This is a genomic window from Streptomyces sp. NPDC091271 (genome assembly GCF_044757505.1).
GTDB lineage: Bacteria > Actinomycetota > Actinomycetes > Streptomycetales > Streptomycetaceae > Streptomyces.
In genome coordinates this window covers 31904-56400 of sequence record NZ_JBIVVD010000001.1, presented here as the reverse complement: position 1 = coordinate 56400, position 24497 = coordinate 31904, and the positions used below count along the sequence as shown (strand labels likewise).

The window sequence follows — 24497 nt, the reverse complement described above, 5'->3', positions numbered from 1 at the left end:
GGTGCCCCTGAGCCCGGGACCGGGCCGTGCAGGGCTACTGCACGACCGTGATCCGGTCCGTGGCCGGCGGGTCCAGCGGCGCGGCGGCCGTGGAGTGCGCCGCCAGGTAGGTGTTGAACAGGTCCAGGTCGGACGGGCCGACCAGCTTGTTCGTGCCGGCGCCGAGGGCCGCGAAGCCGTCGCCGCCACCCGCGAGGAACTCGTTCATCGCGACGCGGTACGTCTTCGCCGGGTCGATCGCCTCACCGTTCAGACGGATCGTTTCCGCGACCACCCGCTCGGCGCCCGCCTTCGTCATGTCCAGCGTGTAGGTGAGGCCCTTCGAGACCTGGAGGATCTTCGGCGACGCCTCGTTGGAGCCGCTGACCTGCTGCTGGAGTGCGGCGACGAGTTGCGCACCGGTCAGATCGACGACGTTCATCATGTTGGTGAACGGCTGGACGGTGAACGCCTCGCCGTACGTCACCACCCCGTCGCCCTCACTGCCCGACGCCGTGTACACGAGGTCCGAGCGGATACCGCCCGGGTTCATGAACGCGACAACCGCGCCGCCCTTGTCCTCGGGGGCCAGGCCCTCCAGCTGGGCGTCCGCGATCAGGTTGCCCAGCGGCTTCTCGGGCGAGGTCGAACCGCGGCCGTTGATGTCGGCGGAGATGAAGCCCTGCGGCCGGCCGGCGATCGGGGCGGCGAGCGTGTTCCAGCGGCTGATCAGCGCGGTCATGTCGGAGGCCTTGGCCTGGTCACGGCTGACGACGTGGTTGGCCGACTCCACCGACGTACGCACGATGTCCTTTGTGCGACGGTCATAGGTGAGGGTCGTGTCGGTGTAGAGCTTGCCGAACGACGACGCCGAGGTGACCATGCGCGGCTTGCCCGAGGGGTCCGGGACCGTGCAGACGTACGCCTGGTGGGTGTGGCCCGTGACCAGGGCGTCGACCTTCGGCGTGATGCCCTTGGCGATGTCGGTGATCGGCCCGGAGATGCCGTCACCGGCGCCCGGACTGTCGCAGTCGTAGTTGTACGAGGACGAGGCCGGCGCCCCGCCCTCGTGGATCAGCGCGACGATGGACTTGACGCCCTGCCGGTCGAGCTCCTTGGCGTACTTGTTGACCGTCTCGATCTCGTCGTGGAACTTCAGGCCCTTGACGCCGTTGGCCGTGACGATGTTCGGCGTGCCCTCCAGGGTCACCCCGATGAAGCCGATCTTGACGCCGTTCTTCTTCCAGACCGTGTACGGCTTGAGGACCGGCTTCCCGGTCTTCTCGGCCGTCACATTGGCCGCGAGGTACGGGAAGTCCGCGCCCTCGAACGTCTTGCCCTTCTCGTAGCAGCCCTCGACGGGGTGGCAGCCGCCGTTCTGCAGACGGGCGAGCTCCGTGGCCCCCTCGTCGAACTCGTGGTTGCCCACGGCCGTCACATCGAGGTCGAGCCCGTTGAGCGCCTCGATGGTGGGCTCGTCGTGGAAGAGCCCCGAGAGCAGCGGGCTCGCTCCCACCATGTCGCCGCCGGCCGCCGTGACGGAGTACGGGTTGCCCTTGCGCGCGTTGCGCAGCGAGGTGGCGAGGTACTCGACGCCGCCGGCCGGGACCGACTTCACCGTGCCGTCCGCCTGCGTCTCGCTGACCGTCCCGGCGGAGCCGGCCGGCGGCTCCAGGTTGCCGTGCAGGTCGTTGAAGGAGAGCAGTTGCACGTCGACGGTGCGGGACGGGTGGCCGTGGTCGTGCCCCCGGTCGTGGGCGCCGGCCGGCATCGCGGCGACGAGCGCGCCGACGGTGGCCAGTCCGGCCGCGGCGGCGAGCACCCGCCGGGGCGCACGGTTCTTCTGCGGATGCGGTGTCGCTGACATCGGTCCCCTTCGAGTCTCTGGATCCTGCGTGCGGCAGCCTAGAGTCAACGCGCGTAGCGCGACAGATGTACGGGGTTACGAACTGGTTGCCGCACGCTCAGAAAGGGGTCGATCACCCGTAGGGCGTACATATGCGAGCAGAAACGTCACCGGACGCGTACATGCCGGAAGCATGTGCCCCATGGAGAACGAACTCATGGCCGAGGCGACGGTGCCGGCCCAGCAACGGGGCGAACTTCCCCCCGGCTTCCACGAGATGGTCGACGACCTGAAGTCGATCGTGCGCGGCGCGCACATGCGGGCGCAGCTCAAGGTGAACACGGAGATGCTCCTGATGTACTGGGAGATCGGGCGGACGATCCTGGAGCGGCAGGGCGAGGAGAGGTGGGGGACGAAGGTCGTCGGACGGATCGCCACGGAGCTGCGGACCGAATTCCCGAACCAGCGGGGGTTCAGCGCGCGCAACCTTCAGTACATGCAGCAGATGGCTCGAACGTGGGCCGAACAGTTTGCGCAGCAAGCTGCTGCGCAATTGCCCTGGGGCCATCTCCAGGTCCTCATGGACAAGTGCAAAACCCGCTTCGAGCTGGACTTCTACGCCCAGCACGCCGTCCACCACGGCTGGTCCCGCGACCGTCTCAGCACACACATCCGCAGCGGCCTCCACCTGGCTCAGGGCGCCGCCGCGAACAACTTCGGTGTCACGCTCCCCCAGGCGTCCGATGCGGCCGAGCAGGTGTTCAAGGATCCGTACCGCCTGGACTTCACCCAACTGTCGGACACCGCCGCGGAACGCGACCTCGAGGACGCGCTCGTCACGAGGATCGTGCAGTTCCTCACCGAGCTCGGCTTCGGGTTCGCCTTCGTCGGCCGGCAGTATCCCCTCACCGTGGGCGACACGGAGTTCCGCATCGACCTGCTCTTCTACCACTTCAGGTTGCACCGTTTCGTGGTGATCGAGCTGAAGACCACCAAGGCTCATCCCTCACACCTCGGTCAGCTCAGCTTCTACGTCACCGCGGTGGACCGTCTCCTCCGCGACCCGGAGCGTGACGACCGGACACTCGGGATCCTCATCGCGGAGAGCAAGGACGAGACCGTCGTCGAATTCGCCCTCCAGTCGCAGAACGAGCCCCTCGCGGTCTGTACGTATGCGGCCCTCCCCTCACGCGTACGAGAGCTGATGCCCAGCTCGGACGACCTCTCCCGCATCGCCCAGGAAGTCCTGCACCGCGAGGGGTGACAGGGGGCGGGCGGCGCCCGGTCGGACCGCGCTACCACGTGCCCCGGCCTCCCGCCCCCGCGCCGTAGGCTCGTACCCATGACGACTGACGCACCCCTCCCCTCCCCCGGGCGCGAGATCGAGACCCTCGACGCGCTCACCCCCGAGCAGGCCGACGCCGTCCTCGCCCTCCTCGGCGAGGCCGCCGGGACCGACGGCCGGCAGGCCGTCTCCGAGCAGGGGCGGCTGCAACTGAGGGGCGGGCACCGTGAGGGCGTCCGGCATTTCCTGCTGAACGTCGACGGCACCCTGGCCGGCTACGCGCAGCTGGAGGACACGGACCCCGTCGAGGCCCCCGCCGCCGAACTCGTCGTCCACCCCTCCCACCGCGGACGCGGACACGGGCGCGCCCTGGGTGCCGCGCTCCTCGCCGCGACCGGGAAGCGGCTGCGGGTCTGGGCGCACGGCGGCAAGTCGGCCGCCCGGCACCTCGCACAGGTCCTGGGCCTCTCCCTCTTCCGCGAACTGCGCCAGCTGCGCCGCTCCTTGACCGATCTCGACATCGCCGAGCCGGTGCTCCCGCCGGGCGTCACCGTCCGCACCTTCGTCCCGGGACAGGACGACACGGCCTGGCTCGCCGTCAACAGGGCCGCCTTCGCCCACCACCCCGAGCAGGGCTCCCTCAGCCAGCGCGACCTGGACGACCGCAAGGCCGAGCCTTGGTTCGACCCGGAGGGCTTCTTCCTGGCCGAGCGCGACGGCGGGATCGTCGGCTTCCACTGGACGAAGGTGCACGCCGAGGACGAGCTCGGCGAGGTGTACGTCGTCGGCATCCTCCCCGACGCCCAGGGCGGCGGGCTCGGCAAGGCGCTCACCGCGATCGGACTGCGGCACCTGGCCTCCCGGGGGCTGCCGACGGCGATGCTCTACGTGGACGCCGACAACCCGGCCGCCCTGTCGGTGTACGAGCGGATGGGCTTCGCCACGCACGAGGTCGACCTGATGTACCGCACGGAGTCCTGACCGAGCACAACCCAGGCGGGGGCGGCGTCACTTGACGTCGCCCCTTCTTTCCGACACCCTTTCACTACTCAATTAGTGAAAGGGTGGTGCAGATGGCAGGATCCGCAGCGGTCGAGTTCCGCATCGACCGGCGCAGCGGCGTCGCCACCTATCTGCAGATCGTGCAGCAGACCAAGCAGGCGCTCCGCCTGGGTGTGCTGGAGCCGGGCGACCGGCTGCCGACGGCCCGTGAGGTTGTCGAGGCCACGGCGATCAATCCCAACACCGTGCTCAAGGCCTACCGCGAGCTGGAACGCGAAGGCCTCGTCGAGGCCCGCCGCGGCCTCGGCACATTCGTCCGCCGCACCCTCGGCAGCGCGGCCGTCACCGCCGACGCGACCCTGCGCGCCGAACTCACCGGATGGACCCGCAGGGCCCGCGCCGCGGGACTGGACAAGGACGACGTGAGCGCGCTCTTCACCGACGTACTGGACAGCACATTCAAGGGGGACCAGGACTCATGACAGGCGCCGCGATCGAGGCGAACGGCCTCGGTATGACGTACGGACGGAAGCGGGGGTGGGCCCTGCGCGACTGCTCGTTCCGGCTGCCCGCAGGACGGGTCTGCGCCCTCGTCGGGCCCAACGGAGCCGGGAAGTCCACCCTGCTCGCCCTCACCGCCGGCCTGCTCCGGCCCACCGAGGGCTCGGTGCGCGTGCTCGGCACCGGTCCCGGGGAGGCGCGGCCCCGCATCGCGTACGTCTCCCAGGACAAGCCGCTGTATCCCCAGCTCACCGTGGCCGACACCCTGTGGGCGGGCCAGGAGCTCAACCCCGCCACCTGGGACCGCGCGGCCGCCGACCGGGTCGCAGGACCGCTCCCGCAGGACGCGAAGGTCCGGGCGCTCTCCGGCGGGCAGCGGACCCGGCTCGCCCTCGCGCTCGCGCTGGGCAAGCGGCCCGAACTGATGCTGCTGGACGAGCCGATGGCCGATCTCGACCCGCTCGCCCGGCACCAGCTGATGGGCACCCTGATGGCCGAGGCGGCCGAGAACGCCACCACCATCGTGATGTCCTCTCACATCCTCACCGAGCTCGAAGGCTCCTGCGACTACCTCCTGTTCGTCGACGGCGGCCGGGTCCGGCTCGGCGGCGAGAGCGAGGACATCGTCGCCGCGCACGCCCTGGTCACCGGCCAGGCCCGCGATCTCACCCCGCACACCGTCGTCGAATCGCGCACGACGGGACGTCAGCTCACCGCACTCGTACGCAAGGAGGGCCCGGTGGACCCCGCCGCCTGGGACGTCACGCAGCCCTCCCTGGAGGAGCTGCTGCTCGCCCACCTCCGCTCCCCGGAGGCACCGCCGCTGCTCACCCCCAGCGCGTCCAACGAACCGGCCCGGACGGTGGCGGCCGCATGAGCACTCTCACCACCCTCCGCGGCCCCGCCCGCGTCGTCGTACGCCAGCACCGCGGCACCCTGCGCGCCGCGGGAATTCTCGCCCTGGCCGGACTCGTCGTCGTCATCGGCTTCGCCCTGTGGACGTCCCACCTGATCGACGAGTTCGAGGCCGGCTCCTGCAAGGCCTCGGGTGTCTCCGGACCCGCGTGCGACCAGCGGATCGTGGACTTCAACGGGTCGATGTCCCTGTTCAGCTCCGTGCTCATGTACGCGGGCCTGGTCGTGACGGTCCTGCCGGGGATCATCAGCGCCTTCGTCGCCGGCCCCCTGATCGCCCGGGAGCTGGAGAGCGGCACCTACCGCGTGGCCTGGACCCAGTCCGTGACGCCTGCCCGCTGGCTGGCTGCCAAGCTCGCCGTGCCCACCGTGCTGCTCGTCGCCGGTGTGACCGTGCTGTCCGCCGTCCTCGCCTGGGCACACACGCGGACGGCCGCGGACTTCACGGTCGACTGGTTCGACGCCCCGGTCTTCGGTGCGACCGCCCCCGTGGTCGTCGGCTACACCCTGCTCGGCATCGCCGTGGGCGCGCTCACGGGCCTGCTGGTGCACCGCACCGTGGCCGCGATGGCGGTGGCCGTCGTCGTCACCGGCACGGTGATGGTGACCCTCGGCGCCTTCCGGAGCGCCCTCTGGCCCCTGCGGACCGCGATCAGCACGACCGACGGACACCTGGATGTCCCCCTCGACTCCTGGGTGCTCGACATCGGCCGCATCACCGCGAGCGGCGACCGGCTGCCCACGGATGTGTGCTGGCGCGGCGCGAGCGAGGCACAGGAGGCCCGGTGCCTCGCCGAGCGCGACATCACGGGCATGTTCGTCGATCACCACCCGCCTTCCCACCTCTGGCCACTCCAGCTCGTCGAGACGGGCATCGTGCTCGTCCTCGCCGCCCTGGCCGTCGCCGTCGCGTTCCGCGTCCTGCGCCGCCGCACCGTCTGAGAGCCGCCTCCTGCCCGGGCCCCGGGGGGAGCCCGGGCAGGAGGTTCACCTACGGTGAGGAGGGGGCGGCACCCGCAGCCACACCGCTTCCTGTATGTCATGTCACCGTTACCGGCCATTCAGACGGGCTTGCGACCCTCACGGGATGCAGCCAGCTGTGCCCACCCCCCGCAACGGGAGCGGCCCCGGTCCAGGGGCCACTTCCGCTCCTTCCGCGATCTTTCCGGGCTCCGACGCGCCTGAGGAGCCGAACGCGCGGAAGAATAGGTCCATGAGCCAGCAGCCCAGCTCCGAGGTCCCGGTCCAGCCCGCCCAGCCGTCGGTCGGCTCCCTCGCCGCCCACCGGCCCCACGCCGTCGCGGGCGCGGTACCCGCAGGTCTGTCCACAGCCGCCGACCTGGACCCCGATCTGGACAACGACCCGGACGCGTACGAGCCCGAGGGCGACGGCGACGAGCTGCCGCAGGGACGGTTCCTCGACCGGGAGCGCAGTTGGCTCGCGTTCAACGAACGTGTTCTGGAACTGGCCGAGGACCCCGCCACACCGCTACTCGAACGGGCTAACTTCCTCGCGATCTTCGCCTCGAACCTGGACGAGTTCTTCATGGTCCGGGTCGCCGGTCTGAAGCGCCGTATCGCGACCGGTGTCGCCACCCGCTCCGCGTCCGGACTTCAGCCCCGCGAGGTCCTCGACCTGATCTGGACCCGTTCCCGCGAGCTCATGGCCCGCCACGCCGCCTGCTACCAGCAGGACATCGCGCCGGCCCTGTCCGACGAGGGCATCCAGCTGGTCCGCTGGCCCGAGCTGACCGAGAAGGAGCAGGCCCGCCTGTTCACCTTCTTCCGGCAGCGGGTCTTCCCCGTGCTGACCCCGCTGGCCGTCGACCCCGCGCACCCGTTCCCGTACATCTCCGGGCTCTCGCTGAACCTCGCCGTCGTCGTGCGCAACCCCGTCAGCGGCCACCGGCACTTCGCCCGCGTCAAGGTGCCGCCGCTGCTCACCCGCTTCCTGGAGGCGTCCCCGCAGCGTTACGTCCCGATAGAGGACATCATCGCGGCCCACCTCGAGGAGCTCTTCCCGGGCATGGAGGTCCTCGCCCACCACATGTTCCGGGTCACCAGGAACGAGGACCTGGAGGTCGAGGAGGACGACGCCGAGAATCTGCTCCAGGCCCTGGAGAAGGAGCTCATGCGGCGCCGCTTCGGCCCGCCGGTCCGCCTGGAGGTCGAGGAGTCCATCGACCCGTACGTCCTGGACCTGCTCGTGCGCGAGCTGAAGATCTCCGAGACCGAGCTCTACCCGCTGCCGGGCCCCCTCGACCTCACCGGACTGTTCGGCATCGCGTCGCTGGACCGGCCCGAGCTGAAGTACCCCAAGTTCGTCGCCGGCACCCACCGCGACCTCGCCGAGGTGGAGTCCGCTTCCGCGCCCGACATATTCGCCGCCCTGCGCGAACGCGACGTGCTGCTGCACCACCCGTACGACTCCTTCTCCACCTCCGTACAGGCCTTCCTGGAGCAGGCGGCGGGCGACCCGGACGTCCTCGCGATCAAGCAGACGCTGTACCGGACCTCCGGTGACTCGCCGATAGTCGACGCCCTGATCGACGCGGCCGAGTCCGGCAAGCAGGTCCTCGTCCTCGTCGAGATCAAGGCACGCTTCGACGAGCAGGCCAACATCAAGTGGGCCCGCAAGCTGGAGGAGTCCGGCTGCCACGTCGTCTACGGCCTCGTCGGCCTCAAGACCCACTGCAAGCTGTCGCTCGTCGTCCGCCAGGAGGGCGACACGCTGCGCCGCTACTCCCACGTCGGCACCGGCAACTACCACCCCAAGACGGCCCGGCTCTACGAGGACCTCGGTCTGCTGACCGCCGACCCGCAGGTCGGGGCGGACCTCTCCGACCTCTTCAACCGGCTCTCCGGCTACTCCCGCCGCGAGACCTACCGGCGGCTGCTGGTCGCCCCGAAGTCGCTGCGCGACGGCCTGATCGCCCGTATCAACAAGGAGATCACCCACCAGCGCGCCGGACGCTCCGCCTACGTACGCATCAAGGTCAACTCGATGGTCGACGAAGCGGTCATCGACGCCTGCTACCGGGCGGGACAGGCCGGTGTGCCGGTCGACATCTGGGTGCGCGGCATCTGCGCGATCCGCCCCGGCGTCAACGGGCTCTCGGAGAACATCCGGGTCCGCTCGATACTCGGCCGCTTCCTCGAACACTCCCGGCTCTTCGCCTTCGGCAACGGCGGCGAACCCGAAGTGTGGTTCGGCAGCGCCGACATGATGCACCGCAACCTCGACCGCCGGATCGAAGCACTGGTCCGCGTCACCGACCCCGCGCATCGCGCCGCCCTCAGCAGGCTCCTGGAAACAGGGATGTCCGACACCACCTCCTCCTGGCACCTGGGCCCGGACGGAAACTGGACCCGGCACTCCACGGACGCGGACGGGCAGCCGCTGCGGCACGTGCAAGAGATGCTCATTGACGCCCGGAGGCGCCGGCGTGCGACGCCCTGACCACCAGACGACGACCCTCTCCGCGGAAGCGGTCCTCGCGCCCTACCTGCGCGAACAGGCCGCCTGCTTCCTGCGGGGCCTGCGGCTGCACCGCGAGCACAGCGCACCCGCGGACGCCGGCGCGCAGAGCGCCGACGACGCCGCCCGCGCGCTGCGCCACGCGGCGCGCCGGATCAGCGGCACGCTGCACACCTTCCGGGGTGCGCTCGACCCGGCCTGGGCCGACCAGCTCCGCGCCGAACTGGCCTGGCTCTCCGGAATCCTGGCCCGCGAGCACGCGTACGCCACCCGGCTCGGCCGGCTCCTGGAGGCGCTGCACCAGCTCTCCGGCGCCTCGCTCCCGGCGGCCCGGCCCGCTTCGGGCGAGAGCCCGGACGGGAGCGACAAGGAGCGGGCGGCGCTCGGTGTCGGCGCGGCCCGGGCCGGGGCGCTGCTGGAGCGCCGGCTGACCCTCGCCCGGACCCGCGCCCACTCGGCGGCGCTCCAGGCCATGGGCTCCTCCCGCTTCCACGCCGTCGCCGACGCCGTCGCGCTGCTCGCCTCGGAGGTCCCCCTGTCGGCCTCGGCGGCACAACCGGCGGAGGAGGTGCTGCACGCACCGGCCGGGCTGGCCGAACAGCTGATGCTGGACGCGGTGGCCGCGCTCCCGCCCGACGAGGCCGTGGAGCCGTACAACGAGGCCCACGACGCCCTCTATCACCAGGCCCGCCTGCTGCTGCGGCTCCACCGGTACGCGCACGAGATGCTGCGGGGGGCCCCCGATCCGGCCCTGGCCGGGCCGGGACACGCGCTGGACCTGCACCGGGACGCGGCAGAGGCCGCGGCGGCCGCGGCGGCGGCGGCGCGCACCCCGCGCATCGCGCCCGCGACGGCGTACGCCCTGGGGGTGCTCCACGCCGACCAGCGGCACGAGGTGGAGGCGGCGCGTGCCGTGTTCCGGGAGACCTGGCCGTACGCGGCGGCCGTGACCGCGCCATGAGCGACACGCCGGTACTGGCCGCGGGGTGCGTGCTGTGGCGCCGCGCCCCGGACGGCGGCCTGGAGATCTGCCTGGTCCACCGGCCCCGCTACGACGACTGGTCGTTCCCCAAGGGCAAGCTGAAGCGCGGCGAGACCACGCTGGAAGCCGCCCTGCGCGAGGTTCTGGAGGAGACGGGCCACCACTGCGCGCCGGGCGCCGCTCTGCCCACCGCCCGTTACATGGCGAACGGGCGCCCCAAAGAGGTCAGCTACTGGGCGGCGGAGGCGGCGGACGGCGATTTCGAGCCCAACGACGAGGTCGACCGGCTGGCGTGGCTCCCGCCCGGCACGGCCCGTGCCCGCCTGAGCCGCCCCGGCGACCGCGTCCAGCTGGACGCCTTCCTGGAGAGCGGCCCGCAGGTCTGAGGTCCCCACCGGTCGGCGCCCCTGTCCTTTCCCCGGGGGCCCGCCCGGCACATGACGTCCCTGTCGGGCCCGCCGGCCACTCCCGCCGCGCGACGGAACCAGCCCGCCCGACACGGTTCACCTGCCGTTCACTCTCCCCCGCAGGCCGCTTCACCTGTTCTGCCTAATTTCGGACGTACAAGGTGCACGGCGCCAAGCCGCCGCACCGATCCACATCGCACGCCGCCTCGTCCCCACCAGCCGCGGCGGCTCCTGGAAGGAACACCCCGAAAGTGAAGCTTCAGCGCAAGAACCGGCTTCGTGCCACCGCGCTCGGTGCCCTCGCCGTCTCCGGCGCCCTGGTCCTCACGGCGTGCGGTTCGGACGACAACACCGGGGCCGACGCCGGCGGCAAGACGAGTGCCGCCGCGTCGAACATCAAGTGCGACGGGGCCGACGGCCAGCTGCGCGCTTCCGGGTCCAGTGCCCAGAAGAACGCGATGGACCTCTGGGTCAAGAACTACATGGCCGCCTGCTCCGGCGTGGAGATCAACTACAGCTCCTCCTCGTCCGGCGAGGGCATCGTCGCGTTCAACCAGGGCACCGTCGGCTTCGCCGGCTCGGACTCCGCCCTGAAGCCCGAAGAGGTCGCCGAGTCGAAGAAGATCTGCAAGAGCGGCCAGGGGATCAACCTCCCGATGGTCGGCGGCCCGATCGCGATCGGCTTCAACGTGGAGGGTGTCGACAGCCTCACGCTGGACGCCTCCACACTCGCCAAGATCTTCGACAACAAGATCAAGAAGTGGAACGACCCGGCGATCGCCAAGCTCAACGACGGCGTCAAGCTGCCGGCCACGGACATCCAGGCCTTCCACCGCTCCGAGGACTCCGGCACCACGCAGAACCTCGGCAAGTACCTGAACGCCGCGGCGCCGAGCGACTGGAAGTACGAGGCCGAGAAGAAGTGGCCCGCCCCCGGCGGCCAGGCAGCCTCCGGCTCGTCCGGCGTCGCCAGCCAGGTGAAGGCCGTCAACGGCTCCATCGGCTACTTCGAGCTGTCGTACGCCAAGTCGCAGGACATCACCACCGTCGACATCAACACCGGCGGTGCCGCCCCGGTCGAGGCCACCTCGGAGAACGCCTCCAAGGCCATCGCCGCCGCCAAGGTCAAGGGCACCGGCAAGGACCTGGCGCTCGACCTCGACTACACCACCAAGGCCGAGGGCGCGTACCCGATCGTCCTGGTGACCTACGAGGTCGTCTGCGACACGGGCAACAAGGCCGACACCCTCGGCACCGTCAAGTCCTTCCTGACCTACGCCGCCTCCGCGGACGGCCAGAAGGTCCTCACCGACGCCAGCTACGCCCCGATCCCCGAGGCGATCAACACCAAGGTCCGCGAGACGGTCGCCGGCCTCAAGTAGCCCGGCCCCGCACGACACGCACGCACAGGCGGGCCGGTCCGGCGCACCCCTCCGGACCGGCCCCCACCGCCCGAACATCCGGTGCACCGCCGCCAGGGGAGCAGCCGCTCCCCCACACAGACCGGAAAGACCATGGCTTCCACCACACCGCTCGACATCCCACCGGCTCCGCCGGAAACACGATCGCGTCCCAAGTCCAGCGGACGCGCCGGCGACAAGATCTTCCTGGGCCTCTCACGCGGCTCGGGCATTCTGCTGCTCGTGATCATGGCGTCGATCGCCGTGTTCCTCAGCTACCGCGCCGCCATAGCCATCTCGAAGGACGAGGGGAACTTCCTCACCACCTTCGACTGGAACCCTGCCGGTGACCCGCCGGTCTTCGGCATCGCGGTCCTCCTCTTCGGCACCGTCGTCAGCTCGATCATCGCGATGGTCATCGCGGTTCCGATCGCTGTCGGCATCGCCCTCTTCATCTCGCACTACGCGCCGCGCAAGCTGGCGGCCCCCGTCGCCTACGTGGTCGACCTCCTCGCCGCGGTGCCCAGCATCGTCTACGGCATCTGGGGCGCGCTGGTCCTCGTCCCGTATCTGGAGGGCCTGAACCTCTGGCTCGACCAGTTCTTCGGCTGGACCTACCTCTTCGAGAAGACCGAGATCGGCGTCGCCCGCTCGCTCTTCACCGTCGGCATCCTGCTCGCGATCATGATCCTGCCGATCGTGACCAGCGTCAGCCGCGAGGTCTTCCTCCAGGTCCCGAAGATGAACGAGGAAGCGGCGCTCGCCCTCGGTGCCACCCGCTGGGAGGTCATCCGCCTCTCGGTGCTGCCCTTCGGCCGCTCCGGGATCATCTCGGCTTCGATGCTGGGCCTGGGCCGCGCGCTCGGCGAGACGATGGCCGTCGCCACCGTGCTGTCGCCGAACTTCCTCATCTCGCTGCACGTGCTCAATCCGGGCGGCGGGACCTTCGCCCAGAACATCGCGGCCAAGTTCGGCGAGGCCGACGAATTCGGGCGTGACGCCCTGATCGCCTCGGGCCTCGTCCTCTTCGTCCTCACCCTGCTGGTCAACGGCGCGGCCCGGCTCATCATCGCCCGCCGCAAGGAGTACTCGGGGGCCAACGCATGACCCACGCCACCACCACCGACATCCAGGACGACCGTCCCCGGATCTCGCCGGAACCCGGCAAGGGCGGCCTCAGCAGCCGCAGCCTTCCCCGCTGGTCCCCGGTCGGCTTCGCCGTCCTGGCCATCGCGCTCGGTGTGGGGATCTCCCTGGCGGCCGGCTGGCACAGCCGCGTCCAGTGGGGCCTGATCTCCGCCCTGCTCTTCCTGGCCATCTCGTACGTCGCGACGACCCTCGTCGAGAACCAGCGCCAGGCCAAGGACCGCCTCGCCACCAGCATCGTCTGGGTCTGCTTCCTCATCGCCGTCGTCCCGCTCGCCTCGCTGCTCTGGACCACGATCAGCCGCGGCTCCGAGCGCCTCGACGGCTACTTCCTCAGCCACTCGATGGCCGGAGTCCTCGGCTCCGACGACAGCGGCGGTGTCTACCACGCGCTGATCGGGACCCTGGAGCAGGTCGGGATCGCCACCGTGATCTCCGCCCCCCTCGGACTGCTGACCGCGGTCTACCTGGTCGAGTACGGCAAGGGCGCGCTCGCCAAGGCCGTCACCTTCTTCGTCGACGTCATGACGGGCATCCCGTCCATCGTGGCCGGTCTCTTCATCCTGTCGATCATGCTGATCGCCGACCTCGAGCCCTCCGGGCTGATGGGCGCCCTGGCCCTGACGATCCTGATGATCCCGGTCGTCGTCCGCTCCACCGAGGAGATGCTCAAGCTCGTCCCCAACGAGCTCCGCGAGGCCTCCCTCGCACTCGGCATCCCCAAGTGGCGCACCATCCTGAAGGTGGTCCTTCCCACCGCGATCGGCGGCATCACCACCGGCGTCATGCTCGCCATCGCCCGCATCGCGGGGGAGACGGCACCGATCATCCTGCTGGTCTTCGGCAGCCAGCTGATCAACACGAACCCCTTCGAAGGCGCCCAGAACTCGCTGCCCTTCTACATCTACGAGCAGTACAAGGTCGGCGAGGCCGCGTCCTACGACCGCGCCTGGGCCGCCGCACTGGTGCTGATCGCCTTCGTCATGATCCTCAATCTGGTGGCCCGCGGCATCGCCCGCTGGAAGGCCCCGAAGACCGGCCGCTGAGGCCACGCAGAAAGCAGTTGATTCCACATGGCCAAGCGCATCGACATCGGCGGCCTCACCGCCTACTACAGCTCCCACAAGGCCATCGAGGACATCTCGATGACGGTGGAGCCCCGCTCCGTGACCGCCTTCATCGGCCCGTCCGGCTGCGGTAAGTCCACCTTCCTGCGCACCCTGAACCGCATGCACGAGGTCACCCCCGGTGGCCGCGTCGAGGGCAAGGTGCTGCTGGACGACGAGAACCTGTACGGTCCCGGCGTCGACCCCGTCACCGTGCGCCGCACGGTCGGCATGGTCTTCCAGCGCCCGAACCCCTTCCCGACCATGTCGATCTTCGACAACGTCGCGGCGGGCCTGCGGCTGAACGGCTCGTACCGCAAGAGCGAGCTGTCGGACATCGTCGAGAAGTCCCTCAAGGGCGCCAACCTCTGGAACGAGGTCAAGGACCGCCTGAACAAGCCGGGCTCGGGCCTCTCCGGCGGCCAGCAGCAGCGCCTGTGCATCGCCCGCGCCATCGCGGTCGAGCCGGACGTGCTGCTGATGGACGAGCCGTGCTCGGCGCTCGACCCGATCTCGACCCTCGCCATCGAGGACCTGATCGGCGAGCTGAAGGAGCGCTTCACGATCGTCATCGTGACGCACAACATGCAGCAGGCGGCACGCGTCTCGGACCGTACGGCCTTCTTCAACCTCTCGGCGGTGGGCAAGCCCGGCCGGCTGATCGAGATCGACGAGACGGAGCGGATCTTCTCCAACCCGTCGGTCCAGGCGACCGAGGACTACATCTCGGGCCGCTTCGGATAACCACAGACGGCCTTGGGGTGCTGCATGGCGGTGCCACCACAAGGCGAAGGGCCCGCCCCCGCTCTCCACCGGAGAGCAGGGGCGGACCCATGAGCAGAACCAGGCCGGCCGGAACCGCTCAGCCGAAGAGCAGCACGACGATCCCGTAACTGAGCGCGGCCACCAGCGCGGCGGCCGGCATGGTGATGAACCACCCCAGGATGATGTTCTTGGCCACCCCCCACCGCACGGCGTTCACCCGCTTCGTGGCGCCGACGCCCATGATCGCCGAGGTGATCACATGAGTCGTGGAGATCGGGGCGTGGAAGAGGAACGCCGAGCCGAACATGATCGACGCGCCGGTCGTCTCAGCGGCGAAGCCCTGCGGCGGGTCCAACTCGATGATCTTGCGGCCGAGCGTACGCATGATGCGCCAGCCGCCCGCGTACGTCCCGAGGGACAGCATCGCCGCACAGGCGATCTTCACCCAGACCGGGATCTCGTCGTTCGGGCCCTCGACATCGGCGATGACCAGGGCCATCACCACGATGCCCATCGTCTTCTGGGCGTCCTGCAGACCGTGTCCGAGCGCCATCCCCGCCGCCGAGACCGTCTGCGCGATACGGAAGCCGCGCTTGGCCTTGTGAGGGTTGGACTTCCGGAATATCCACATGATCACGACCATCACCAGATAGCCGACGACCAGGCCGATGACCGGGGAGAGGAACATCGGGATGACGATCTTCGACAGCACGCCGTCCCAGTGCACCATCGTCCCGCCGGCCAGCGCCGCGCCGACCATGCCGCCGAACAGGGCGTGCGAGGACGACGACGGCAGACCGTAGTACCAGGTGACGAGGTTCCATATGATCGCGCCGACCAGCGCCGCGAAGAGGATGCCCATCCCCTTCTGGCCCTCGGGGGTGGCGATCAGGCCTTCGCTGACGGTCTTGGCGACCCCCTGGCCCAGGAAGGCGCCTGCGAGGTTCATCACAGCGGCCATCGCCAGAGCCGCACGCGGGGTCAGCGCCCGGGTGGAGACCGAGGTGGCGATGGCGTTCGCCGAGTCGTGGAAGCCGTTCGTATACGTGAAGCCGAGCGCGACACCGATGGTCACGATCAGCGCAAAGGTGTCCACGAGGTTCAGGACTCCTTGACCGCGATGGTCTCCACGGTGTTGGCGACGTGCTCGAACGCGTCAGCCGCCTCTTCCAGCACATCCACGATCTGCTTGAGCTTCAGCACGTCCATGGCGTCGTACTTGCCGTTGAACAGCTGGGCGAGCAGCTTGCGGTGGATCTGGTCGGCCTGGTTCTCCAGCCGGTTGATCTCGATCCAGTACTCGGTGAGGTTGTCCATGGTCCGCAGGCTCGGCATGGCCTCGGCGGTCAGCTCCGCCGCTCTGGCCAGGACCTCGATCTGCTGCTCGACACCCTTCGGGAGCTCCTCGACCTGGTACAGCACGACCAGGTCGACGGCCTCCTCCATGAAGTCCATGATGTCGTCGAGCGACGACGCGAGGTTGTAGATGTCCTCGCGGTCGAACGGCGTGATGAAGGAGGAGTTCAGCTGGTGGAAGATCGCGTGGGTGGCATCGTCCCCCGCGTGCTCCGCCGCCCGCATACGCTCCGCGATCTCGACTCGGGAGGCAGAATCCGCCCCGAGCAGTTCCATCAGGAGCTTCGAGCCCGTGACGATGTTGTCCGCAGACGCGGAAAACATGTCGTAGAAGCTCGTCTCCCTGGGGGTCAGACGAAAGCGCACGTGGGGTCCTCGGGGTGCTTTGGATTCGGTCAGGCTGATGCTAGGCGCATCATCCGGCCACGGCTAACCGGCGTTCTTCAGTGTCGCGCATCGGGCACAGTGATCAGCACGGCCCCCCGGTCACGTTTCGGCTGGATTCGGTACGCTATACCCGGCAGGGGTATACAGAGGGTACGGAACGGCACGCTCACCGCAGGCCACGAGGACAACGGGAGGACCCCATGACCACCACCGAGGCCACCGGAGCAGGCGGTACGGAAGCAGTCGTCACCGACCACGACCGCGGCATCCACGGGTATCACCACCAGAAGGACGAGCACCTCAAGCGGCTGCGCCGCATCGAGGGCCAGATCCGCGGCCTCCAGCGGATGGTGGACGAGGACGTCTACTGCATCGACATACTCACCCAGGTCTCGGCCTCCACCAAGGCCCTTCAGTCCTTCGCGCTCCAGCTGCTGGAGGAGCATTTGCGCCACTGCGTCGCGGACGCCGCTCTCAAGGGCGGCGAGGAGATCGACGCGAAGGTCGAGGAGGCCACCAAGGCGATCGCCCGCCTCCTGCGGACATGACCGCGGCCCGGAGTGGGAAGGGTCATCCCCGGTGGCGGGCCTGCCGGGGGATCGACGGCACCGGCTCGGAGAGAACATCCCTGACGTTGAGCACCTCGTCGATACGGTCGGGACTCAGCCGGTCCTCGAGCGCGTCCGCCGCGGCGATCATCAGCTCGCCGCAGAGTTCGATCTCGGCGAGGGCCACACAGTCCTGAGCGTTCGGAGCGCTGAGCGTCACCACCTGCGTCACCTCTCTCTGCTGTCGCCGACTCCTGGCGCACCGACTCCCTGGGTCCGGTAGGAGTTGTCCCGTGGCGTCGCGGGGCTGGGCACGCGGGACGACTCCACACCGGACCTAGCGTAGGGAGCGAGGCACGCACCGCGCATGGCACGGACGGACCATTTCGGCCCCCTCCCTACGGCGTTTCCGGGCCACTCCCGCCCTGCTGGACCCGTCCCGTGTAGATGTCCGCCTCGGGCGGTAGCTTCACGGAGACCGGCGCCCCGAAGCCGTACAGCAGCATCGTCGAGACCACCGCGACGGCCGGGCCCTCGGTCGCGAAGGTGAAGTGGTGACGCACCTTCCGCAGCAGGCCCTCGTCGTCCAGATAGGCGTCGAAGGGCACCGTGTCCGTGCTGAACCCCTTCGCCGCGGCGGCCAGCGCCCCGCGCGAGGACGGCGACGCCTCCCGCGCCGCCCGCCCGAGATCCGCCGTCCCCCGGTAGTGCCGGACCGCCACCCCGGCCAGCTCCGTCCGCCCGACGTACGTCACATCGCCCGCGCCGCGCAGCAGCTCGGCGGAGGCGGTCGGATCGGTCACACCTCCGGTGACCAGATTCCCGTCCTCCAGGGTCGTCGTGTCGATCCGTACCCATTTGTCGTCGGGCACCCCGGCGCCGCGGTTCTTCATGTACAGCGCGCCGGGTGCAAGCAGCTCCGTGATCGGCCGGTGCTCGTCGGCCCCGGCGGCGTCCTTGGGCAGGACGACCTTGATCCGGCCCAGCTGTCTGCGGAAGTCGTACGCACCCTGACCCCTGATCGTCACCCGGGTCCCGCCGGCCGCGGTCTCCATCGACGTACGCGTCTCGGCGCTGCCCGCACCGGCGAGCGCCTCGGCCGCCCCGCGCACCACGGCCGCCGGGGCGCCGGCCGGGCCGGCCCGGGCGACGCGCCCACCGGCCACGTCGCCGCCGTCACCGCCCGTGGCGGAGCATCCGCTCCCCACCGTCACCACGCCCGCGACAGCCAGGGCCAACACAACCAGTGGCCCGCCTCCGCACCTGCGCTGCTGCACCACCATCGCCTGCCAGCCCCCAACGACGCACACCTGACCGAGTTCCCGCCCACATCGCCTAACGACGGCCGGGGCGCCCCGTCACGCCACCGGGCCCCTTCCGGAAGTCGATCGGCCCACTCGGTGACGGCACGAGCCGGCCCGCAGTACCGTGGATCCCGTGCTTGAGGACCCCCCAGCCCACGCCCCGGCCCCGTCGCTCGCTCCGGGCTCCGCACCCACCACCGCCCTTGCCCCGCCGCACAGCGTCACCACGGTCGAACGAGGCTCGTTCTGCATCGCCCGCTGCGGCTGCGGCTGGTCGGGACCGGCCCGGCGCTCGCGCGACCGGGCCCGCGCGGACGCGGAGGAACACCGCTCGTCATCGGGCGAACTCCGCTAGAGCGTCTCTCGCAGCCGCCGCACGACCGGCTCGATGACGGGCCCCGCCGCCGGGAAGACCTCTTGAAGAAACGAGAGGTCGTCGATCGTCTCCCCGACCGGGCTGTCCCCGGGGGCGAGCGCGATCAACTGCTCGCCCCGGGCGGCTGCACCGTCACCGTCGAGCACGGCGCAGGAGTGCACGAGCAGGCCCTGGCAGGCGTCCAGCACCTCGGCAGGGTCGCCCTCGCCGCCCTCGCCGCCTGCGGCGGTGAAGACGCGCTGGGCATGCGCGAAACGCGCCTCCGCCCCCCGTACGTCTCCCGCCGCGCGCAGCACGAGGGCGTGCAGCATCTGGTTCCAGCCGTCCACCGGGTCGATCTCCACGGCTCGGACGCAGTCATCGAGAGCCTCCTGGTGCCTGCCCAGGCGCAGATACATCCGGGCACGGGCGCACAAGGTCCAGTCGGAGGTCGGATCGGCACTGATGGCCCTGGTGAGATCGGCGACCGCGTCCTCGTACCGGCCGAGCCGTTCGTACAGCTCGGCACGGCGCCCGGCCGGCCAGCCGTAGTCGGGGTGGATGTCGATGGCCCGCGTGTAGTCGGCGACGGCCTCCTCGTACCGGCCCATGGCCTCGTACACCCGCGCCCGGCTGCCGTGGGCCCAGGCGTACTCCGGATCGATCCCGATGGCACGGCCGAAACCGCTCAGAGCCTCCTCGTGGCGGCCCAGCCCGGCGTGGACCTGGGCACGTCCGGCGAGGGCCCATGCGTACTCGGGCACGATCTCGATGGCCCGCGTGTAGTCGGCGAGAGCCTCCTCGTGCCGGCCCATCGCCTCATGGACCCGCGCCCTGCTGCCGTACGCCCAGGCGTATTCCGGATCGATCTCGACGGCACGGCCGTAGTCGGCGAGAGCCTCCTCGTACCGGCCCATCCGCTCGAAGAGCTGCGCCCGGCTCCCGATCGCCCACTCGTACAGCGGGTCGATCCCGATGGCCCGGTCGTAATCGGCCTGGGCCTCCTCGTACCGGCCCATCGCCTCGTACACCTGCGCCCGGCTGCCGATGGCCCAGTCGTAGAGCGGGTTGATCCCGATGGCCCGGTCGTAGCCGGCCAAGGCCTCCTCGTACCGGCCCATCGCCTCGTACACCTGCGCCCGGCTGCCGTGGGCCCAGGCGTACTCCGGATCCATCTCGACGGCCCGGTCGAAATCGGCGAAGGCCTCGTCGTGGCGCCCCAGATTCCGGTAGGCGTCACCGCGGGTGCCGTAGGCCAGGACGTACAGCGGGTCAATCTCCACCGCACGGGTGCAGGAAGCGACCGCTTCCTCGTGCCGGCCCAGGGTCCGGTAGGTCTCCCCGAACTCAGCATGGGGCCGGGCCGCGTCCGGCGTAAGGGCGACGGCCGCCGCACAGTCCGCCAGCGCGCTCTCGGCGTCGCCCGCACCCCGGCCCTCCGCGGCCCGGATCGCGTACACCAACCCCCTTCCGGAGGAGTCGAGTTCGGGTGCAGCCAACAACAGCGTCAGTGCGGCCCGGCCCGGCCTGTCCTGCTCCGCGGCCTCTTCGAGACGACGGCCCCACGAGGTGAGGGCCGCCGAGTCGGTGTCGGATCCCGCGCGGCCGAGGGTCTGGGCCCAGCGGCGCAGCGTGGCGACATCGAGGTCGATGGCGTGGGCGCTCTGGCACAGCGCGTCGGGCAGGGCGGTACGAGGATTCGCGCACAGCCGGTGATACGTCTCGTTCAGCAGGTGCTCCCGCCAGGCGGCGTCCCTCCAGTGGTCGTGGGGGTCGGCACCGACCTCCGCCTCCACCGCCGACCGCACCTGCTGGAACAGGTCGGCCAGGCGGGTGTGCGCCTGCTGCCACCGGGCGGGCGACCGGGTCCGCTGCAGGCGCAGCATCGCGGCGCGTACGACGTCGTGGTAGCGGCAGCGGCCCGCCTGGGGAGAGACGAAGGCCAGGCCGCGCAGCCACGTGTAGCTCTGGGCGGCGACCTCCGGGACGACCGCGCGGTAGATGTCCTCGTCGATCTGCAGAGGAAGCGCGCAGGCCAGCGCGGCCTCGCGCCGCTCGGCGTCCGGCTCCCACTTCAGGAAACGCTCGACCGCCGTCTCCGACGGATCCCCGAAGCTGTCACCGCTGCTGGCGTCGCTGCGGGCGAGCATGTCGACCAGCAGCGGCAGCCGCCCCGACAGGCGCAGGACCAGATCGACGTTGGGCGCGTCGGTGACGCCGTGGGTGGCGAGCAGCGTGCGCGCCTCCTCCTCGGTGAACACCCCGAGGCGCACCTCGGTGACCTGGCCCAGCCGGTCACCCCAGACCCGGGTGTCCAGGCGCGGCCGGCCGGAGAGCACGACCTGGACGTTGACCGGCAGGCCGCCGTACTCCTCGCCGAAGACGATGTCGTGCAGCCAGGCGTCGAGCACGGGCCCGGTCCGCTCGTACACGTCGAAGAACAGCACCACCCGCTCGCACCGTTCCGCGACCTCGGCCAGGTCCTCCAGGAAGACCGGGGCGAGGACCGCGACCGGATCCATCACCAGCCGCACATCGTCATGACTGCGCAGCCGCATGTTGAGGGCCGCCCGCACCCGGTCCGCGCCCAGCGCGACCTGCTGCGGATCCACCGCGCCGACGAAGGCCCCGACCCCGGGCACCATGCCGAGACCCACCAGCCCCACCTGCGCCGCCACCGTGCTGGACGGCGACGCGGCCGGCACGGCCTGACCGCCCGGGGGGTCGGGCTGCGGTGCGGGAACAGCGCTCTCGGCCTGGTGCCGGCGCTGCCGGTAGGTCGCCAGCTGCTTGTCGAACCGCTTCAGCGGGTGCCCCTGCCGGCCCAGCCGGGCGCTGACGGCCTCCATCGCCTCGACGGCGTCGTGCACCTCGTCGTCCACGAAAGCCGTGACGACGGTGGACTGCTCGCGGGCGGTGGACTCCCACTGCCGTACGAGGGTGGACTTGCCCACACCCCCGTCGCCCCGCACATGGAACAGGAACGGGAAGTCGGCCTCCTCCGGATCACGCGCGAACGTCTCCCGGAACACCGCGAGCTCACCGCGGCGCCCCACGAACCCCGTACGCTCGTGCCGCCGATTGACTTCCTGCCGCGTCGGCCGCCGACCGGCCACATGCACCACCCCCCGGATCTCCGGCCATGATGCCCCGACGTCGGAGGCGCGGGATCGGAACCACCGAAGTGGGCCCCCTCCGGTTCCCGGCCCATGCGTAAGGGGCGCCCCTTCGCGGGACGCCCCTCATGAACCGCCGGTTCTCTCCGCCTACGCGGCGAGGTCCCCATGCCTACGCGGCGAGGTCCCTCTCGCCCGGCGCACCGCCACGGCCGGAGCCCGTGCTGGGCTCGGGGATCCCCTGCGCCTCGCCCCGCCCGTCGGCAGCGGCGCCCGCCCTGCCCGAGCGGACGAGCCGGCCGACCGCTCCGGCGCGGGCCACGGCCCCCACCAGAGGAGTCAGCAGCATCATCGCGAGCGGGGCGAGCAGCAGCGCCACAGCGGTGCCGAGAGCGAAGCCGCCGATCACGTCGGTCGGGTAGTGCACGCCCATGTAGACGCGGCAGAAGCCCTCGAGGAGCGCCAGCGCGATCGCCACCAGGCCGAACTTCCTGTTGGCCACGAAGAGCCCCACGGCGATCGCCATCGCCATCGTCGCGTGGTCGCTCACGAAGGAGAAGTCCGTCTTCCCCTTCACCAGGACTTCGAGCCCCTTGTGGTCGAAGAACGGACGGGGCCGCTCCACGAAGCCCCTGATCGGGATGTTGACGAGCAACGCGATCCCGGCGGCGAGCGGTGCCCACACGAGCCCGGCAACCGCCGTCACCGAGTCTTCGGTCGTCCCGCGTCGGCGCACGCTCCACCAGCACCACAGGACCGCCAGGACCATGGCGAACATGATCCCGAATTCACCGACGAACTCCATGACCCGGTCGAACCAGGGCGGAGCGGCCTTCGCCAGCCCGTTGATGTCGTAGAGCAGGCTGACATCGGGGTTCGACCCATCGAGTGCGAGTCCAGCCATCTGCCGCGGCCCCTTGCCTTGTCTGCTGCTGCGACGCACAACGGCGTGCGTCGCCTTGGTCTGACCCCCGTGGTCGGTGCGGATTCAGTGCCGCGCCACGCCATGATGCCGTCACGCTTGACCGGTCTGGACAGCCGCGCATGGTCATGTGCGCATGCTGTCCCAGTCCAGGGAACGGCCTGTCAGCTCTCTACGTTCCGCTCTCCACCGAATGATCACCATGACGTTATCGAAGAGTGACTCATCGTCGCAGCTCAGGGCCTGGACTTCACGGAGAGTTCCGGCCATGACCGACTGCTGTCAGCTTTCCGGGAGCGCGGTGGGAAGCGCCGCGGCCCCGTCTTTCGTGACCCTTGTCGCACCGAAGTAATCGGGGGTGTCGATCTTGTCGAACCGGATCACCGCGCCGGTGTACGGCGCGTTGATCATGTAGCCGCCACCGACGTAGAGCCCCACGTGCCGGATGGCCCGCGAGTTGTTCAGATCGTCCGAAAAGAACACCAGGTCTCCGGGGAGGAGCTCCTCCCGGGAGGGGTGCGGACCGGCGTTGTACTGATCGTTGGCCACCCGGGGCAGCTCGATGTCGACCGTCCGGTACGCGGCCTGAGTCAGCCCGGAGCAGTCGAACCGGCCCCCCTGGTCGGCGGTCCCGTTCCCGCCCCACAGATAGGGGGTACCCAGCTTCTTCTGCGCGAAGTAGATGGCCCCGGCGGCCTGCTGCGAAGGCTGCACCCGGCCGACCGGCTTGGCGAAGCTCTTCTCCAGGGACCGGATGATCTTTACGTAGTTCTGTGTCTCGCTGATCGCGGGCACCCCGCCTGACCGGATCACGCGGTACGCACCCGCGTTGTAGGCGGCGAGCATGTTGTCGGTCGCGTCGCCCGGCACCTTCTTGACGTACCCGGCGAGCTCGCAGTCGTAGGACGCGGCGGACGGGATCGCGTCGGCGGGGTCCCACACGTCCCGGTCCCCGTCCTTGTCCCCGTCGATGCCGTGCGAGGCCCAGGTCCCGGGGATGAACTGCGCGATGCCCTGCGCGGCGGCGTGACTCTGGGCGCGCGGATTCCAGCCACTTTCCTGATACAACTGCGCGGCCAGGAGCGCGGGGTTGATGGCGGGGCAGAGGTTGCCCCACTTCTCGACGAGCGGCTGGTACCGAGCGGGCACGGCCCCCTTGGCCAGCCCGACGGCTCCGCTCGCCCCGGAGATCCCGGCGGCGGCGGAGTACGTACCGACGACGAGCAGGGCGATGAAGCACAGGCCCAGCCCGATCCCACCGCCGACGAACACCCAGTATTTCCGCACGCCTCAACCATCCCCCATTCGGGCGCGGTTCACGACGCGATTCGCTGGTGTGTACGGGTGGATGGGGGCATGAGGGGGCGTCAGGGGCGGTCGAGGGGGATCAGGGGGCGCCGGCGGACCAGAAGGGCGAGCGGATGTTGGGGCGGGGGATGTGCTCCATGCCCTCGTAGGTGGGCGCGGTCGCCTGGGTGGTGGATTCGGCGACCTTGGACTCCTCGACGCAGGGGCTGTCGACCTCGAAGAACACTTGCCCTTCACCTCCGACGATCAGGCTTACGCCGAACCCGTCCTTTGTCTGGGCGAAGATTGCCGGCACATCCGGATCATTATTGATGGACTTCATCCGATACCCGCTGCTGCGCCATGAGCGGTCCACCACACCCAAGAAGCTTCCCCTACGGTGCGCAGAC

23 protein-coding genes are annotated in these 24497 nt (G+C 70.1%); 14 read left to right on the top strand and 9 right to left on the bottom strand.

Annotated elements, in window-relative coordinates:
* Positions 1–34: 34 nt before the first annotated feature.
* A complete protein-coding gene (locus tag ACIQM3_RS00280) occupies positions 35–1846 on the bottom strand; it encodes a bifunctional metallophosphatase/5'-nucleotidase (protein WP_401616737.1) in 1812 nt (603 codons plus the stop codon).
* A 181-nt stretch (positions 1847–2027) separates the two neighbouring features.
* Here ACIQM3_RS00280 and ACIQM3_RS00275 point away from each other — a divergent pair, with 181 nt between their 5' ends.
* The 12 genes from ACIQM3_RS00275 (at position 2028) to pstB (ending at position 14791) form a co-directional block, all read left to right on the top strand.
* On the top strand, positions 2028–3089 hold the full coding sequence (locus ACIQM3_RS00275) for a YhcG family protein (RefSeq protein WP_401616735.1): 1062 nt from the start codon (positions 2028–2030) through the stop codon (positions 3087–3089).
* Positions 3090–3167: 78 nt separating this feature from the next.
* Positions 3168–4091 carry a mycothiol synthase gene (gene mshD / locus ACIQM3_RS00270; RefSeq protein WP_401616733.1) on the top strand — a complete coding sequence of 308 codons (924 nt, stop codon included), beginning with the start codon at positions 3168–3170 and terminating at the stop codon, positions 4089–4091.
* Between the two features lie 92 nt (positions 4092–4183).
* A complete protein-coding gene (locus tag ACIQM3_RS00265; protein WP_401616730.1) occupies positions 4184–4594 on the top strand; it encodes a GntR family transcriptional regulator in 411 nt (136 codons plus the stop codon).
* Positions 4591–5490 carry an ABC transporter ATP-binding protein gene (locus ACIQM3_RS00260; protein ID WP_401616728.1) on the top strand — a complete coding sequence of 300 codons (900 nt, stop codon included), beginning with the start codon at positions 4591–4593 and terminating at the stop codon, positions 5488–5490. Before ACIQM3_RS00265 ends, ACIQM3_RS00260 begins: the two co-directional genes overlap by 4 nt.
* A complete protein-coding gene (locus ACIQM3_RS00255; protein ID WP_401616726.1) occupies positions 5487–6470 on the top strand; it encodes a hypothetical protein in 984 nt (327 codons plus the stop codon). The genes ACIQM3_RS00260 and ACIQM3_RS00255 overlap by 4 nt, the downstream gene beginning before the upstream one ends.
* Positions 6471–6741: 271 nt before the next feature.
* Positions 6742–8988, top strand: coding sequence for an RNA degradosome polyphosphate kinase (locus ACIQM3_RS00250; RefSeq protein ID WP_401616723.1), 2247 nt, complete (start codon positions 6742–6744; stop codon positions 8986–8988).
* Complete coding sequence (locus ACIQM3_RS00245; RefSeq protein WP_401616720.1) at positions 8975–9967, top strand: CHAD domain-containing protein; 993 nt, start codon at positions 8975–8977, stop codon at positions 9965–9967. Before ACIQM3_RS00250 ends, ACIQM3_RS00245 begins: the two co-directional genes overlap by 14 nt.
* Positions 9964–10374, top strand: coding sequence for an NUDIX hydrolase (locus ACIQM3_RS00240; RefSeq protein WP_401616717.1), 411 nt, complete (start codon positions 9964–9966; stop codon positions 10372–10374). The genes ACIQM3_RS00245 and ACIQM3_RS00240 overlap by 4 nt, the downstream gene beginning before the upstream one ends.
* A gap of 272 nt (positions 10375–10646) precedes the next feature.
* Positions 10647–11777, top strand: a complete 1131-nt coding sequence (gene pstS / locus ACIQM3_RS00235) for a phosphate ABC transporter substrate-binding protein PstS (RefSeq protein WP_401616714.1) — start codon at positions 10647–10649, stop codon at positions 11775–11777.
* Positions 11778–11909: 132 nt separating this feature from the next.
* Positions 11910–12902 carry a phosphate ABC transporter permease subunit PstC gene (gene pstC / locus ACIQM3_RS00230; RefSeq protein ID WP_401616711.1) on the top strand — a complete coding sequence of 331 codons (993 nt, stop codon included), beginning with the start codon at positions 11910–11912 and terminating at the stop codon, positions 12900–12902.
* Positions 12899–13987, top strand: a complete 1089-nt coding sequence (gene pstA / locus ACIQM3_RS00225; protein WP_401616708.1) for a phosphate ABC transporter permease PstA — start codon at positions 12899–12901, stop codon at positions 13985–13987. Before pstC ends, pstA begins: the two co-directional genes overlap by 4 nt.
* Positions 13988–14014: 27 nt before the next feature.
* Positions 14015–14791, top strand: coding sequence for a phosphate ABC transporter ATP-binding protein PstB (gene pstB / locus ACIQM3_RS00220; protein WP_401512364.1), 777 nt, complete (start codon positions 14015–14017; stop codon positions 14789–14791).
* A 118-nt stretch (positions 14792–14909) separates the two neighbouring features.
* Here the strand turns inward: pstB and ACIQM3_RS00215 are convergent, their stop codons facing one another.
* Together ACIQM3_RS00215 and ACIQM3_RS00210 are read right to left on the bottom strand one after the other, a co-directional pair.
* Positions 14910–15908, bottom strand: coding sequence for an anion permease (locus ACIQM3_RS00215; protein ID WP_401616705.1), 999 nt, complete (start codon positions 15906–15908; stop codon positions 14910–14912).
* Between the two features lie 5 nt (positions 15909–15913).
* Entirely contained in the window at positions 15914–16534 is a 621-nt protein-coding gene (locus ACIQM3_RS00210) for a DUF47 domain-containing protein (RefSeq protein ID WP_401616702.1), read from the bottom strand.
* Positions 16535–16755: 221 nt separating this feature from the next.
* Here ACIQM3_RS00210 and ACIQM3_RS00205 point away from each other — a divergent pair, with 221 nt between their 5' ends.
* Positions 16756–17103, top strand: coding sequence for a metal-sensitive transcriptional regulator (locus tag ACIQM3_RS00205; protein ID WP_322984270.1), 348 nt, complete (start codon positions 16756–16758; stop codon positions 17101–17103).
* 22 nt (positions 17104–17125) lie between these two features.
* On the opposite strand, the gene ACIQM3_RS00200 is transcribed toward ACIQM3_RS00205, so the two are convergent.
* Positions 17126–17335 carry a hypothetical protein gene (locus tag ACIQM3_RS00200; protein ID WP_401616699.1) on the bottom strand — a complete coding sequence of 70 codons (210 nt, stop codon included), beginning with the start codon at positions 17333–17335 and terminating at the stop codon, positions 17126–17128.
* A gap of 166 nt (positions 17336–17501) precedes the next feature.
* Positions 17502–18386 (bottom strand): hypothetical protein, encoded by an 885-nt coding sequence (locus ACIQM3_RS00195; protein WP_401619896.1) that lies wholly within the window; start codon positions 18384–18386, stop codon positions 17502–17504.
* A gap of 154 nt (positions 18387–18540) precedes the next feature.
* On the opposite strand from ACIQM3_RS00195, the gene ACIQM3_RS00190 reads away from it, so the two are divergent.
* Positions 18541–18762 carry a hypothetical protein gene (locus ACIQM3_RS00190; RefSeq protein WP_401616696.1) on the top strand — a complete coding sequence of 74 codons (222 nt, stop codon included), beginning with the start codon at positions 18541–18543 and terminating at the stop codon, positions 18760–18762.
* Here the strand turns inward: ACIQM3_RS00190 and ACIQM3_RS00185 are convergent.
* From ACIQM3_RS00185 to ACIQM3_RS00170, 4 genes are all read right to left on the bottom strand, one after another.
* Complete coding sequence (locus ACIQM3_RS00185; RefSeq protein ID WP_401616693.1) at positions 18759–21818, bottom strand: tetratricopeptide repeat protein; 3060 nt, start codon at positions 21816–21818, stop codon at positions 18759–18761. The genes ACIQM3_RS00190 and ACIQM3_RS00185 overlap by 4 nt on opposite strands.
* A gap of 232 nt (positions 21819–22050) precedes the next feature.
* Positions 22051–22782 carry a phosphatase PAP2 family protein gene (locus ACIQM3_RS00180; RefSeq protein WP_401616690.1) on the bottom strand — a complete coding sequence of 244 codons (732 nt, stop codon included), beginning with the start codon at positions 22780–22782 and terminating at the stop codon, positions 22051–22053.
* 300 nt (positions 22783–23082) lie between these two features.
* Positions 23083–24072 (bottom strand): NlpC/P60 family protein, encoded by a 990-nt coding sequence (locus tag ACIQM3_RS00175; protein WP_401619893.1) that lies wholly within the window; start codon positions 24070–24072, stop codon positions 23083–23085.
* A gap of 115 nt (positions 24073–24187) precedes the next feature.
* Positions 24188–24334: a hypothetical protein gene (locus ACIQM3_RS00170; protein ID WP_401616687.1), complete on the bottom strand. Its 147-nt coding sequence runs from the start codon at positions 24332–24334 to the stop codon at positions 24188–24190.
* Positions 24335–24497 lie beyond the last annotated feature (163 nt).